A 13756-nucleotide genomic window follows, 5' to 3' on the forward strand; every position below is an offset into this window, starting at 1 on the left:
CAACGCGCATGGGATCAGGCCTCGTCATCCCCCGCCCAATAGCCCTTGACGCCGGTCGCCCGCATCACCCGCAGCACGCGGGTGCCGATCTCGACCGTATCGGCGCGGATAGCCTCCAGGTCGGCGATGCTCAGCGGCTGGCGTTGCACCTCGCCCCTGGTGTTGACGAAGGCGGGGTGCCAGCGCGCCTTGTCCTCGGTCGGCCGCCAGGAGGCATGGCAAAGCAGGTTGCGTTGCAGGCGGATCTCGGCCAGCCGGTCGGTGATGCGGTTGCGGTCGCGCAGGCCGGGATAGCGGCGCATGGCGGCGTCGAGCTGCTCGATCAGCGTGCCCATGGAATCGTCGGCGATCGAGACCATGCGGGTCAGCCAGCTTTGCAGCTCTTCCTCGGTCAGGTCGTCGGCCAGCCGCGCCCGGTCCAGTGCATAGATGGTGCGCTTGATGATCTCCTCGAGCCAGCCGAAATTCGCCACGCAATGCCCCAGGGCGGCGGCGAAATCCGCGGGCAGAGTGTAATGCGTCTCGGGTGGTGCGCCTATCCTGGCCATGATGCACCACCGATGCAGGCAACAACGGGAAGCAGGCCACGGCGCAGGCCCGCATGCGGTGGGTCGCCGAATGCCGCCTGCCCAGGATCAGGCGGTGCGCCCCGGCGCAGCAGGATCGCATCGGGCGGCACGAAGGCCGTTATCCCGCGGGGGGCATGCACCTTGCGTTTCAAGAAAACGCCTTTCCGGCCGATTTTTCCATTGCCCGCGATGCCGGTGATCTGCCCGCCCCTGCCGTCGTCCATCCTGTCCCCGCGCTTGCGGGCCCGAGTGTTCCATAGCACCCGGCGGCAGGCAAGCCGGGTCAGAGGATCTTTTGCAGCAGCACCAGGTCCAGCCAGCGGCCGAACTTGCGCCCCGCCTGCGGCACCTGCCCGACCTCGCGATAGCCGATGGCGCGGTGAAAGGCGAGGCCGGCCTCGTTCTCGGCTGAAACCGCGGCGATCATGCCATGCGCGCCCCGCACGCGGGCATGATCCTCCAGCGCCGCCATCAGCGCCCGGCCGATGCCGCGCCCGTGCGCGGCGGGCGACAGGATGACGGTATGCTCCATGCAATGGGCATAGCCGTCGCCGGGGCGGAACTGGTCATAGCTCGCCAACCCCAGCACCGCGCCGGCCTCCTCGGCGACCAGGAAGGCCCGCCCCGCGGCCAGCCGCCCCGCGATCATCCGCGCCAGCCCTTCGGCCGTCTTCTCCTCGCTGGAAAAGGTGATCGTGGTCTCGCGGATCAGCGGGTTCCAGAACGCCAGGATCGCCGGAATATCCCGGTCGGTCGCAGGACGCAGCATCATCGCCGGGCCTCCTTTGCCGCGCCGTCCCTCGGGCAAGGGCCGCGCGCTTCTTCGTTCCCCAAATACCCCTGCGGCCGCGACGCCAGGCGCCCCGGCCGCAGGTCTGTCATGCCGCCCGCGCCGCGCGGATCAGGCCCAGGATGTCGCGCGCCGCCGCGGGGATGTTGGTCCCCGGCCCGAAGATCGCCTTCACCCCGGCCTTCTTCAGGAAATCGTAATCCTGCTGCGGGATCACGCCGCCGCAGATCACGATGATGTCGCCCGCGCCCTGCTCCTTCAAGGCCGCGATCAGCTTCGGCGCCAGGGTCTTGTGCCCGGCCGCCTGAGACGAGATGCCCACCACGTGCACGTCGTTGTCGATGGCATCCTGCGCGGCTTCCTCGGGGGTCTGGAACAGCGGCCCCACGTCGACGTCGAAGCCGATATCGGCAAAGGCGGTGGCGATGACCTTGGCGCCGCGGTCGTGGCCGTCCTGGCCCATCTTGACCACCAGCATGCGCGGGCGGCGGCCTTCCTGCTCGGCGAAGGTTTCGACGTCGCGCTGGATCTGCGCGAAATCGTCGTCGCCTTCATAGGCGGCGCCATAGACGCCGGCCAGGGTCTTGACCTCGGCGCGGTGGCGGCCGAATTCCTTTTCCATTGCCATGCTGATTTCCCCCACAGAAGCGCGCGCGCGCGCGGCTTCGACCGCGGCTTCCAGCAGGTTGCCGCCTTCCTTTGCCCGGCGCGACAGCTCGGCCAGCGCCGCCTGGCATTGCACCTCGTCCCGCGTCTCGCGCATCTTGTGCAGCCGGGCGATCTGCGCCTCGCGCACCTTCATGTTGTCGATATCGAGGATGTCGATCGGGTCTTCCTTGGCCAGGCGATACTTGTTCACCCCGACGATCACCTCCTCGCCGCGGTCGATCATGGCCTGGCGGCGGGCGGCGGTCTCCTCGATGCGCAGCTTGGGCATGCCCGAGGCGACGGCCTTGGTCATGCCGCCCATGGCCTCGACCTCCTCGATCAGCGCCCAGGCCTTCTCGGCCAGCTCATGCGTCAGGCTCTCGACGTAATAGGAACCTGCCAGCGGATCGACGACATGGGTGATGCCGGTTTCCTCCTGCAGGATCAGCTGGGTGTTGCGGGCGATGCGGGCGCTGAACTCGGTCGGCAGCGCGATGGCCTCGTCCAGCGCGTTGGTATGCAGCGACTGCGTGCCGCCAAGCGCCGCCGCCATCGCCTCGTAGGCGGTGCGGACCACGTTGTTGTAGGGGTCCTGTTCCTGCAGGCTGACGCCCGAGGTCTGGCAATGCGTGCGCAGCATCAGCGAGCCCGGCTTCTTCGGCTCGAACTCCTTCATGATCCGCGTCCACAGCAGGCGCGCGGCGCGCAGCTTAGCCGCCTCCATGAAGAAATTCATGCCGATGGCGAAGAAGAAGGACAGCCGCCCGGCGAACTGGTCCACGTCCATCCCGGCCTTCAGCGCGGCGCGGACATATTCGCGCCCGTCGGCCAGGGTATAGGCCAGTTCCTGCACCAGGTTCGCGCCGGCCTCCTGCATGTGATAGCCCGAGATCGAGATCGAGTTGAACCTGGGCATCTCGTGCGAGGTGTATTCGATGATGTCCGCGATGATCCGCATCGAGGGCTCGGGCGGATAGATATAGGTGTTGCGGACCATGAACTCCTTGAGGATGTCGTTCTGGATGGTGCCCGACAGCACGGCGCGGGAATGGCCCTGTTCCTCGCCGGTGACGATGAAATTGGCCAGCACCGGGATCACCGCGCCGTTCATGGTCATGGACACGGAAACCTTGTCCAGCGGGATGCCGTCGAACAGGATCTTCATGTCCTCGACGCTGTCGATGGCGACGCCGGCCTTGCCCACGTCGCCCTCGACCCGCGGATGGTCGCTGTCATAGCCGCGATGTGTGGCCAGGTCGAAGGCGACCGAAACGCCCTGCTGCCCTGCGGCCAGCGCCTTGCGATAGAAGGCGTTCGATTCCTCGGCGGTCGAGAAGCCGGCATATTGCCGGATGGTCCAGGGCCGGCCGGCATACATGGTGGCACGCGGGCCGCGGGTGAAGGGCTCGATGCCGGGCAGGCTGCCCAGATGGTCCAGGCCCTTCACGTCCTCCTCGGTGTAGAGCGGCTTGACCGCGATCCCCTCCAGCGTATGCCAGGTCAGGCTGTCGGGATCGGCGCCTTTCAGCTCTTTGCTGGCGAGCCGGCGCCATTCCTCGAGGGCGGCTTTCGTGCTTTCGGTCATCTTGCATCCTTTCCCATGGCCCCTCGGCTCTTATATGAATGAGGAGAAGAGGGGGCGATGAAACTGAAACGGTTGATTTTGCTGGTCGTGGTGCCGCTGGTGGCGGCGATGGGTCCAAGGCCCGAAGGCGAGGCCGACGGCCATCGCCCATATGTCCGCGGCGAAGTGCCCGCCGCACGAAGCGAGGGGGCGACGCCCGCGCGTCCCCAGACGCCTGCGGGCGAATTGACGGTGCTGCCCGCCGCCGAGGCCGATCCGGCCGAGTTCATGTGGCAGGCGCGGCCGGTGGTGATCTTTGCCAATACCGCCGCCGATCCGGCCTTCATCGAGCAACTGTCCGCCTTGCAGCGCGATCCCGCGCCGCTGATCGCCCGCGACGTGGTGGTGATCACCGATGCCGACCCCGCGGCGGCAAGCATCTGGCGCCGGCAATTGCGCCCCGAGGGCTTCTCGCTGGTGCTGATGGACAAGGACGGCCAGGTCAAGCAGCGCAAGCCCGTGCCCTGGTCGGTGCGCGAGATCACGCGGGCCATCGACAAGTTTCCGCTGCGCTTGCAGGAAATCGGCCGCGCCGGGCTGCCGTGACGCGGGCTTGCGAAAATCGCACCGATTTCATTGCGGGACGGGCGCGCAGCCATTATCTTGGGGGCAGGGCAGCATGGATGCCCGCTGAACAGGAGGACTGCCATGGCCAAATCGCCCCGGCCGCGCGTGACGGAAGACGCCGCCCCGGCGACGGGAGCCGGCCAGGCCAAGCCCGGTCCGGCCAATGCCTCGCTGGCCGAGCGGCTGGCCCGCGCCCGCACCGCCAATGAAATGGCCATCATCGTCGGTCTGAAACCCATCAAAGGCCGCTCCGGTCCGAAGATCGCTTACTGAGGCGGTCGCGCAGTTCCGCCAGCTCGCCGGGCAGGGCGGCGGCGATGCGCCCGGCGCCGGCCCGTTCTTCCTGCTCCAGCAATTCCTGAACCGCCCGCTCGCCGCCGAAGATGCTGGCCATGAGCAGCCGCATGGCTTCGTGCCCGGTCTCGCGTGCCGCCTCGGTCAGCCCCAGGTAATCCCCGAACATCTCGACCGCCCGCGCCGGATCCTTTCTGGCCTGGTCGCGGATCGCCTCGGCAAAGGCGGCCATGACCGACAGTTGCCGGTAATAGGTTACTACCGGATCGATGACCGAGGCGGGCAGGATATGCACCTCGTCGATGATGGCGGCGAAGATCCGGTCATTGGCCTGGGTCGGGATCACCGGCACCCGGCCGCTGGCGCGCAGGCCGTCCAAGAGCTGCCGCGCCTCGTCCTCGTCCAGCCGCTGCGCCTCCAGCGCGACGACATGGGCGCGGATCTCGGCCAGAAGCGCGCGCTGCACGTCGCCGATCCGCTCGGCGCGCAGCTTGGCGTCGCGGCGGCGGTTCTGCAGGGCGACGACCCACCAGCCCGCGGCGATGAACAGCCCGGCGATCAACGCCTGCTGCGCATGGGGGCTGAGATAATCGTCGAAAACCGGCATGATCCCCGATCCCTGGGCCGGGCGCTGGCGGGCGCCCGGCGGCTTCCTGTCACTCGAACTCGATGATCACGTCATCGACCTTGAGGCTTTCGCCCGGCGCGGCATTGACGGATTTTACCACCGCCTTCCTTTCGGCGCGCAGGATGTTTTCCATCTTCATCGCCTCGACCGTGGCCAGGGCCTGGCCTTCCTGCACCTCGTCCCCGGCCTCGACATTGATCCTGACCACCAGGCCGGGCATCGGGCAGAGCAGGAATTTCGAGGTGTCGGGCGGCAGCTTCTCGGGCATCAGCCGCGCCAGTTCCGCGGCGCGCGGCCGGCGCACATAGGTTTTCAGGTCGGCGCCGCGCACCCGCAGCCGGAAGCCCGAGGGCAGCCGGTCCACCTTCATCACCAAGGGCGCGCCATCGACCGTCAGCCGCGCCAGCGATTGCCCCGGCAGCCAGTCGCTTTCGACGCGCAGCTTGCGGCCGTCGATCTCGACCGTCGAGCCCTGCTTGTCGGCGGTGATGCGCACCGGGATTTCCTTGCCGGCGGTGAAGACGACCCAGTGCTCGCCGACATGGCGTTCATGGTTGTCCAGCCGGCCCGAGATGCGGGTGCGCCGGATTTCCGCCACGCGGTGCATGGCCGCGGCCGAGGCGGCGACGCGGGTGATCTCGGCATCGGGCAGGGTCGCGCCCAGGAAGCCCTCGGGATATTCCTCGGCGATGAAGGCCGTCGAGATGTCGCCCGAGACGAATTTCGGATGGTCCATCACCGCCGACAGGAAGGGCAGGTTGTGGCCGATGCCCTCGACCTCGAATTCGTCCAGCGCCAGGCGCATCTGCTCGATGGCCTCGGCCCGGCTTGGTGCCCAGGTGCAGAGCTTGGCGATCATCGGGTCGTAATACATGCTGATCTCGCCGCCCTCGTAGACGCCGGTATCGTTGCGCACCCCGGTCGCCGCGGCGGGCGGGTGATCGCCGGGATGGGCAGGCACCCAGGTATCGGCGGCCTGCATCGGTCCGGCCGCGGTCTCGACCGGCGGGCGATAGCGGGTCAGCCGGCCGATCGAGGGCAGGAAGTTGCGATAGGGATCCTCGGCGTAAAGCCGGCTTTCGATGGCCCAGCCGTTGATCTTCAGATCCGCCTGCGCGAAGGGCAGCGTCTCGCCGGCGGCGACGCGGATCATCTGCTCGACCAGATCGATGCCGGTGATCAACTCCGTCACCGGATGCTCGACCTGCAGGCGGGTGTTCATCTCCAGGAAATAGAAGTTCTTCTGGCCGTCGACGATGAACTCCACCGTGCCGGCCGAGGTATAGCCCACCGCCTTGGCCAGGGCCACGGCCTGCTCGCCCATGGCCTTGCGGGTCGCCTCGTCCAGGAAGGGCGAGGGGGCCTCCTCGATCACCTTCTGGTTGCGGCGCTGGATCGAGCATTCGCGTTCATGCACATAGACGCAATTGCCGTGCTTGTCGGCCAGCACCTGGATCTCGATATGGCGCGGCTGCGTCACGAATTTCTCGATGAAGATGCGGTCGTCGCCAAAGCTGTTCGCCGCCTCGTTCTTGGAGGATTCGAAGCCCTCGCGCGCCTCCTGCTCGGTCCAGGCGATGCGCATGCCCTTGCCGCCGCCGCCGGCGGATGCCTTGATCATCACCGGAAAGCCGATTTCCTTCGAGATCTTCACCGCCTCGTCGGCATCGGCGATCAGGCCCATATAGCCGGGAACCGTGCTGACCCCGGCCTCCTGCGCCAGCTTCTTCGAGGTGATCTTGTCGCCCATCGCCTCGATGGCGGGCGAGGGCGGGCCGATGAAGGTGACGCCCTCCTTCTCCAGCGCCTCGGCGAATTTCATGTTCTCGGACAAAAAGCCGTAGCCGGGATGCACCGCCTCGGCCCCGGTCCGGCGGATCGCCTCCATGATCCTGTCGATCACGATATAGGACTGGTTCGCCGGGGGCGGGCCGATATGGACCGCCTCGTCCGCCATCTTGACATGCAGCGCGTTGCGGTCGGCGTCGGAATAGACGGCGACAGTCTGGATGCCCATCTTCTTGGCGGTCTTGATGACCCGGCAGGCGATCTCGCCCCGGTTGGCGATCAGGATTTTCTTGAACATGCTTCTTTCCCTTGGGGCAGATCCCGAACGTGAAAAAGCCGCCCCGGCAAGATGCCGGGACGGCTGGAAAAAGGCTTGACCGGCGCGCGAGGGCGCGCCGTCAGCTTGGCGAAAGCCTTACTGGCACAGACGCACGTCGTCGCAAAGCGCGCCGGCGACAGCGCCGATTGCCGCGCCCTTGGCGACGTCATGGCCGCCCAGATGGGCTGCGGTTGCACCGACACCGGCACCGATGATGCCGCGATCCATGTCGGTCGGATTGATGCCTTGGGTGCAGCCGGCCAGGCCGAAAAGGCCCAGGCCAAGCGCAAAGACGAGTTTCTTGGACATCTCGTTTGCTCCGAGAGATGGGCGGCGGCGCGGGAATGCGATCCGGCGCCGACGGCCCGGTTGCAATCAGTAGCGGCGCTGGCAGACGCCGGCGTCGTCGCAAAGCGCGCCGCCAGCCGCACCGATGAGCGCGCCGGTGGCCACGTCACCGTCGATGATCTTTGCCACGGCCGCACCGGCGAGCGCACCGCCAGCCGCGCGCTGCGCGTCGGGCGAAAGGGTCGAGCCGCCGCCATAGCCCTGTTCGCAGGCGGCAAGGCCGGCGACCAGCAGGACCGCGCCGGAAAGACGGAGGATGACGGATTTTTGCATAGCGTTTTGCCTGTATTATGGACCCGCTTCCGGGCCGTTGGTGATAGAGGTGCGCACAATATTGCACGCGCCAACCCCGGAAGAAACTGACAACGGTGTGAAAAGACAAGACTACGCGGCAATCCGCCCATCCCCCGTCTGGCCATCAGTCTTCGTCCTCGTCGTCCCAGTCGCCCTCGTCCCAGCCGGATTCCTCCCAGTCGAACTCGGGGGCGTCCGCGGCGAAAAGCTCGGGAAAGCTGGCTTCGGCGCGCTTCATGTCCACGCGCAGCAGCTGGTCGTAATCGGTGGGATCCAGCTTGCCGACCGCGACCACCTCGCGGCCGATCAGCCAGGACAGCCGCCCGGCATCGAGATTGCCGCGCGGGAAAGGCTCCTCGCCGAAATGCTGGATCAGCGCGGCCAGAAAGGCGGTATCGGCGCGGCGGTCGGCCGGCTTGCGGTCGCGGTAACGCTCGCGCCGGACCAGCGGTGTCGCGCCCTTCTTGTTGGCGCGGCGGATGATGAACTGGAAATCGGTGCCGGGAAGGCGGCCCGGAAAGCCGCGATGCTTCAGCATGTCTTGCCCCCTTGCAGGATTGCGTTGTCGCGCGGGGGCCGGGCGGAACGCAGATGGCGCGGGCCGCCAGGCAGCCCGCGCGCGGCCAATGGCTTAGTTGGCGCCGTATTTGCCCTGGAAAACAGGCTCGGGCTGGACCGGAACCGGGGTGACTTCGGGCTCTTTCTTGGCGCAGGCTGCGGCGAGGCCGACCAGGACGAGGGCGAGTGCAAGCTTTTTCGACATATCGTCGTGCTCCTGTGATGCGGGACCGTCAAGTCCCGACTGCTCGGTTGAGATTCGGTCGCCTCATGCGACCGCGGCGGCATGATAGCCAGCGCCGCGAAGCGCCGACAGGCAGCTTGAAGCCGCGGCCGCGCGGGTGCGCGGCGCTGTGGCAGGCTTGCATCAGGATGGCCAGGGGCGCGCATCACCACGGCTCCCATTCGCAGGCGTCGCGGTCGCTTGGCAGGCTGAAACCCTCGAAAACCTGCACCGCTTCGGGGTCGAAGGCGCCGAAAACGCTTTCGCGGTCGGTCAGGTTAATGGTGATCTTGCTGGGCCGCGGTGCAGGAGGGGCGGCGATGCGGGGCAAGGCCCAGTTCTCGCACAGCCAGACGATGTCCTCATGCACCGGATCCTGCGCCAGCACATCGGGCGCGGCGGGCAGGACCGGGGCGCCGACCAGGGCGTCGGCGGCCTCTTCGTCGGCCGGGGCGGGGATGTCCGCCTCGGCCGGCTCGGCCAGGGTCGCGGGGTCGATCAGCCCGTCATCCTCCTGCTCGCCCCAGGCCTCGCCGCTTTCGGTGTCGATTTCGATGGAACCGCGCGCTTCGTCCGGCGCGAAGTCCGAGGCCGGCCCGGCGGTCGTGGGCACCCGCTGCGCCAGGTCGGGCATGATGAAGCGGAAGCGATAGGTCAGGCCCAGACCGCCGGCATTGTCGTGGCGGGTCTCAAGCCAGCGCACCACCGCGCCCGAAGGCAGGGTGATGTCGGCGCCCGGCTCTTGCGCAGGGGCAACGCCCGCCGCCCCGGCCAGAACGGCCGCAGGCACCAGCGCAAGACCGATTGCCGCCAGTCTCGACATGCTTCCTCCCTTCGTTTCCCGCAGTTACAGCGGGATGTTGTCGTGCTTCTTCCAGGGGTTCGACAGCTTCTTGCCGCGCAGGCTGGCAAAGGCGCGCGCCACGCGGCGGCGCGTCGAATGCGGCTGGATCACCTCGTCGATGAAGCCCTTCTCGGCGGCGACGAAGGGATTGGCAAAGCGGTCCTCGTAATCCTTGGTGCGCGAGGCGATCTTTTCGGCATCGCCCAGCTCGCTGCGATACAGGATCTCGACCGCGCCCTTGGCGCCCATCACCGCGATTTCCGCCGTGGGCCAGGCATAGTTGAAATCGCCGCGCAGGTGTTTCGAGGCCATGACGTCATAGGCGCCGCCATAGGCCTTGCGGGTGATGACCGTGACCTTCGGCACCGTCGCCTCGCCATAGGCGAACAGCAGCTTGGCGCCATGCTTGATGACGCCGCCATATTCCTGCCCGGTGCCCGGCAGGAAGCCCGGCACGTCGACGAAGGTCAGGATCGGGATCTCGAAGGCGTCGCAGAAGCGCACGAAGCGCGCGGCCTTGCGGCTCGAGTCGATGTCGAGGCAGCCGGCCAGCACCATCGGCTGGTTGGCGACGACGCCGACGGTCTGGCCCTCGATACGGATGAAGCCGGTGATGATGTTGGCGGCGAAATCCTTCTGGATCTCGTAGAAATCGCCCTCGTCCGCGACCTTCAGGATCAGTTCCTTCATGTCATAGGGCTGGTTCGGGTTGTCGGGGATCAGGGTGTCGAGGCTGGGCTCGACGCGGGCCGGGTCGTCGAAGAACGGCCGGGTCGGCGCCTTCTCGCGGTTGTTCAGCGGCAGGAAATCGACCAGCCGGCGGATTTCCGACATGGCCTCGACATCGTTTTCGAAGGCGCCGTCGGCGACCGAGCTTTTCTTCGTATGGGTCGAGGCGCCGCCCAGCTGCTCGGCCGTCACCACCTCGTTCGTCACCGTCTTGACCACGTCCGGGCCGGTCACGAACATGTAGCTGGTGTCCTTGACCATGAAGATGAAGTCGGTCATCGCCGGCGAATAGACCGCGCCGCCGGCGCAGGGGCCCATGATGACGCTGATCTGCGGCACCACGCCCGAGGCCATGATGTTGCGCTGGAACACGTCGGCATAGCCGGCGAGGCTGGCGACGCCTTCCTGGATGCGCGCGCCGCCGGAATCGTTCAGCCCGATCACCGGGGCGCCGTTCTGCACCGCCATGTCCATGATCTTGCAGATCTTCTGCGCATGGGTTTCCGACAGCGAGCCGCCGAAGACGGTGAAGTCCTGCGAAAACACATAGACCATGCGGCCGTTGATCGTGCCCCAGCCGGTGACGACGCCGTCGCCATAGGGACGGTCCTCCTCCATGCCGAAATCGGTCGAGCGGTGGCGGACGAACATGTCGAATTCCTCGAACGACCCTTCGTCCAGCAACAGCTCGAGCCGCTCGCGCGCGGTCAGCTTGCCGCGGGCGTGCTGCGCGTCGATGCGCCGCTGCCCGCCGCCCAGCCGCGCATCGCGGCGGCGCGATTCCAGTTCGCCGAGGATGTCCTTCATGAGCCGTCTCCCTTTGGGTTTGCGGCAAACTACCGGCTTGCTGCGGATGCGGGAAGCGGAAAGGCGAAAATTTGCAAAATATGCTAGATAATTTCGCTGCAAATAGCAAAATTGCTAAAACCCTTGACGCGGGCCGGGGCAAGAGCCATGCCGCTGCCATGGGACTCGTCATTGATCTTGCGGCCGTCGTGGCCAATTGGAAGGCGCTTGCGGCCAAGGCTGCGGGCGCGCGGGCGGCGGCGGTGGTCAAGGCCGACGCCTATGGGCTGGGCGCGGATCGCGTGGCGCCGGCGCTTTACGCGGCCGGGGCGCGGGATTTCTTCGTCGCGCTGGCCTCGGAGGGGCAGGCGATCCGGCCGCTTCTGCCCGAGGATGCGCGCATCTTCGTGCTGTCGGGCCATATGGAGGGCGCCGACCTGGCCGGGCTGATCCCGCTGTTGAACAGCCCCGAGCAGTTCTTCCGCGACCGGGCATTGCGGCCGCGCGCGCCGTTCGGCATCCAGCTGGACAGCGGCATGAACCGGCTGGGCATCGAGCCCGGCGAATGGGCCGCCATCCGGGCCGAGGCGCTGGCCGCCGATCCGGCGCTGATCATGTCGCACCTGGCCTGCGCCGACGAGCCGGACCATGCGGCGAATGCCCAGCAACTCGCCGCCTTCCGCGCCATGACCGAGGGCGTGGCCGTGCCGCGCTCGCTGGCGGCGACGGGGGGCATCCTGCTGGGGCCGGACTATCATTTCGACCTGGTGCGACCCGGCATCGGGCTTTACGGCGGCGAGCCCTTTGGCGATGCGCAGCCGGTGGTCACGCTGGGCTTGCCGGTGATCCAGGTGCGCGAGGTGCGCCCCGGCGAATCCGTGGGCTACGGCTATGCCTGGACGGCCGAGCGGCCTTCGCGGGTGGCGACGGTGGCGGCGGGCTATGCCGACGGGCTGGCGCGGGCCCTGGCGCGGGAGGGCAAGCTGAGCCTCTGGGCCGGCGAGCATGCCTGTCCGGTGATCGGCCGCATCTCGATGGACCTGATCACCGTCGATGTGACCGATCTGCCCGACGTGCCCCCGGCTCTGGAGATCCTGAACGCGCGGCAGGGCGTCGACGCCCTGGCGGCGCTGTCGGGCACCATCGGCTATGAAATCCTGACCTCGCTGGGCCGGCGCTACGAGCGTCGCTGGCTGTGACCCCGATCCGGCTGACCGGCAGGGCGATGATCGGCCTGACCCGGATGACGGGACGGGTGACGCTCTTTGCCCTGCGCGGCCTGGCCGGCATCGGGCAGCATCCGGCGGAACTGGCGCGGCAGGTCATGCAGATCGGCTGGCTGTCCCTGCCGGTGGTCGGGCTGACGGCGCTGTTCACCGGCGCGGCGCTGGCCCTGCAGATCCATTCCGGGGGCGAACGCTTTCAGGCCGGCGACGTGGTCCCGGCCATCGTCGCCATCGGCATGGCGCGCGAACTGGGCCCGGTGCTGGGCGGGCTGATGGTGGCGGCCCGGGTCGCCAGCGCCGTCGCGGCGGAACTCGGCACCATGCGCGTGACCGAGCAAATCGACGCGCTGGTGACGCTTTCGACCGATCCCATGGGCTGGCTAGTCTCGCCCCGGCTCTGGGCGGCGCTGCTCTGCGTGCCGGTGCTGGTCGGCGTGGGCGACGTGATCGGCATCATGGGCGGCTGGCTGATCGGGGTGAACGCGCTGGGGTTCAACTCGGCCATCTACCTGTCCAATTCCTGGGCCTATCTGGAAAGCTGGGACGTGATCTCGGGCCTCTTGAAGGGCGCGGTCTTCGGGCTGATCGTGGCGCTGTCGGGCTGCTGGTTCGGCATGACGGCGGCGGGCGGGGCTGCGGGCGTCGGGCGGGCGACGACCAATGCCGTGGTCGCCGCCTCGGTCGGCATCCTGGCCGCGAATTTCGCACTGACGGGGCTGTTCTTCTGATGCTGGGGGTGCGCGGCCTTTGCAAAGCCTATGGCGCCAAGCGGGTGCTGGACGGGGTGGATCTGGACCTGGCCACGGGCGAAAGCCTGGTGGTGATCGGCGGCTCGGGCACCGGGAAATCGGTGCTCCTGCGCTGCATCCTGGGGCTGGAGACGCCCGATGCGGGCGAGGTCTTGTGGCAGGGCCGGCCGCTGGCCGGGCAGCGGGGCGCGTTCATGGAGCATTTCGGCATGCTGTTCCAGAACGCGGCGCTGTTCGACAGCCTGCCGGTCTGGCGCAACGTCGCCTTTCGCCTGCTGCGGACCATGCCCAAGGCGCGCGCCCGCGTCATCGCCATCGAAAAGCTGGCCCGCGTCGGGCTGGGCCCCGAGGTGGCGGATCTTTACCCGGCGGAACTCTCGGGCGGGATGCGCAAGCGCGCCGGGCTGGCCCGCGCCATCGCCGCCGATCCCGAGGTGATTTTCTTCGACGAGCCGACCACGGGGCTCGATCCGATCCGCGCCGCGGCGATCAATGCCCTGATCCGCGGCATCGTCGACGAGACCGGCGCCACCGCCATCACCATCACCCATGACATGAGTTCGGTGCGCGCCATCGCCGACCGGGTGGCGCTGCTGGATCGCGGGCGGATGCGCTGGCAGGGCACGGTGGCCGAAATGGACGCGGCCGAGGACGATTACCTGCGTGATTTCGTCGCAGGGCGCGCCCGGCCCATGGCGCGTGGTCCGCAGCCGTGATGTCCGTTTTTTCGCCGAATCGACGGCAAATCCGAAACTGCGGGGCCGCCCCCCTT

The 13756-nt window shown here is 67.8% G+C and carries 17 protein-coding genes; 5 read left to right on the plus strand and 12 right to left on the minus strand.

Translation table 11 applies throughout. The annotated features are described in order from the left end of the window. Positions 1-14: 14 nt before the first annotated feature. The 4 genes from ACNKFW_RS13595 to scpA all read right to left on the minus strand — a co-directional run bounded on the left by ACNKFW_RS13595 (position 15) and on the right by scpA (position 3592). The gene (locus tag ACNKFW_RS13595; protein WP_024842423.1) at positions 15-548 is read right to left on the minus strand and encodes a hypothetical protein; all 534 of its coding nucleotides are present in this window, start codon (positions 546-548) and stop codon (positions 15-17) included. Beyond that, positions 536-793 carry a hypothetical protein gene (locus ACNKFW_RS13600; RefSeq protein ID WP_147429134.1) on the minus strand — a complete coding sequence of 86 codons (258 nt, stop codon included), beginning with the start codon at positions 791-793 and terminating at the stop codon, positions 536-538. The genes ACNKFW_RS13595 and ACNKFW_RS13600 overlap by 13 nt, the downstream gene beginning before the upstream one ends. 59 nt (positions 794-852) lie before the next feature. Next, on the minus strand, positions 853-1341 hold the full coding sequence (locus ACNKFW_RS13605; protein ID WP_074990839.1) for a GNAT family N-acetyltransferase: 489 nt from the start codon (positions 1339-1341) through the stop codon (positions 853-855). A gap of 106 nt (positions 1342-1447) precedes the next feature. Then, positions 1448-3592, minus strand: a complete 2145-nt coding sequence (gene scpA, locus ACNKFW_RS13610) for a methylmalonyl-CoA mutase (protein ID WP_147429133.1) — start codon at positions 3590-3592, stop codon at positions 1448-1450. Between the two features lie 57 nt (positions 3593-3649). On the opposite strand from scpA, the gene ACNKFW_RS13615 reads away from it, so the two are divergent. Together ACNKFW_RS13615 and ACNKFW_RS13620 are read left to right on the plus strand one after the other, a co-directional pair. Beyond that, complete coding sequence (locus tag ACNKFW_RS13615) at positions 3650-4177, plus strand: DUF4174 domain-containing protein (RefSeq protein WP_024842426.1); 528 nt, start codon at positions 3650-3652, stop codon at positions 4175-4177. A 102-nt stretch (positions 4178-4279) separates the two neighbouring features. Then, complete coding sequence (locus ACNKFW_RS13620; RefSeq protein ID WP_147429132.1) at positions 4280-4471, plus strand: hypothetical protein; 192 nt, start codon at positions 4280-4282, stop codon at positions 4469-4471. On the opposite strand, the gene ACNKFW_RS13625 is transcribed toward ACNKFW_RS13620, so the two are convergent. The 8 genes from ACNKFW_RS13625 to ACNKFW_RS13660 all read right to left on the minus strand — a co-directional run bounded on the left by ACNKFW_RS13625 (position 4437) and on the right by ACNKFW_RS13660 (position 11030). Continuing rightward, positions 4437-5099 carry a hypothetical protein gene (locus tag ACNKFW_RS13625; protein WP_024842428.1) on the minus strand — a complete coding sequence of 221 codons (663 nt, stop codon included), beginning with the start codon at positions 5097-5099 and terminating at the stop codon, positions 4437-4439. The two genes, ACNKFW_RS13620 and ACNKFW_RS13625, sit on opposite strands and share 35 nt — an antisense overlap. A gap of 49 nt (positions 5100-5148) precedes the next feature. Then, positions 5149-7206 carry an acetyl-CoA carboxylase biotin carboxylase subunit gene (locus ACNKFW_RS13630; protein WP_024842429.1) on the minus strand — a complete coding sequence of 686 codons (2058 nt, stop codon included), beginning with the start codon at positions 7204-7206 and terminating at the stop codon, positions 5149-5151. Positions 7207-7323: 117 nt separating this feature from the next. Continuing rightward, positions 7324-7536 (minus strand): hypothetical protein, encoded by a 213-nt coding sequence (locus ACNKFW_RS13635; protein ID WP_024842430.1) that lies wholly within the window; start codon positions 7534-7536, stop codon positions 7324-7326. Between the two features lie 66 nt (positions 7537-7602). Beyond that, the gene (locus ACNKFW_RS13640) at positions 7603-7848 is read right to left on the minus strand and encodes a hypothetical protein (RefSeq protein WP_011749921.1); all 246 of its coding nucleotides are present in this window, start codon (positions 7846-7848) and stop codon (positions 7603-7605) included. Between the two features lie 145 nt (positions 7849-7993). Next, the gene (locus ACNKFW_RS13645; RefSeq protein WP_024842431.1) at positions 7994-8407 is read right to left on the minus strand and encodes a hypothetical protein; all 414 of its coding nucleotides are present in this window, start codon (positions 8405-8407) and stop codon (positions 7994-7996) included. 93 nt (positions 8408-8500) lie between these two features. Then, on the minus strand, positions 8501-8632 hold the full coding sequence (locus ACNKFW_RS13650; RefSeq protein WP_256233572.1) for a hypothetical protein: 132 nt from the start codon (positions 8630-8632) through the stop codon (positions 8501-8503). A gap of 184 nt (positions 8633-8816) precedes the next feature. Further along, entirely contained in the window at positions 8817-9473 is a 657-nt protein-coding gene (locus tag ACNKFW_RS13655) for a DUF6497 family protein (protein ID WP_147429131.1), read from the minus strand. A gap of 24 nt (positions 9474-9497) precedes the next feature. Continuing rightward, positions 9498-11030: an acyl-CoA carboxylase subunit beta gene (locus ACNKFW_RS13660; protein ID WP_024842433.1), complete on the minus strand. Its 1533-nt coding sequence runs from the start codon at positions 11028-11030 to the stop codon at positions 9498-9500. 158 nt (positions 11031-11188) lie between these two features. Here ACNKFW_RS13660 and alr point away from each other — a divergent pair, with 158 nt between their 5' ends. Genes alr through ACNKFW_RS13675 form a run of 3 tightly spaced genes read left to right on the plus strand, consistent with a single transcriptional unit; the run spans position 11189 to position 13700 of the window. Continuing rightward, entirely contained in the window at positions 11189-12208 is a 1020-nt protein-coding gene (alr, locus tag ACNKFW_RS13665; protein WP_147429130.1) for an alanine racemase, read from the plus strand. Further along, positions 12205-12963, plus strand: a complete 759-nt coding sequence (locus ACNKFW_RS13670) for an MlaE family ABC transporter permease (RefSeq protein WP_147429129.1) — start codon at positions 12205-12207, stop codon at positions 12961-12963. Before alr ends, ACNKFW_RS13670 begins: the two co-directional genes overlap by 4 nt. Then, complete coding sequence (locus tag ACNKFW_RS13675) at positions 12963-13700, plus strand: ABC transporter ATP-binding protein (RefSeq protein WP_147429128.1); 738 nt, start codon at positions 12963-12965, stop codon at positions 13698-13700. The genes ACNKFW_RS13670 and ACNKFW_RS13675 overlap by 1 nt, the downstream gene beginning before the upstream one ends. Positions 13701-13756: the final 56 nt, after the last annotated feature.

Source organism: Paracoccus sp. TD-10 (assembly GCF_048270675.1).
Taxonomy (GTDB): Bacteria; Pseudomonadota; Alphaproteobacteria; order Rhodobacterales; family Rhodobacteraceae; genus Paracoccus; species Paracoccus pantotrophus.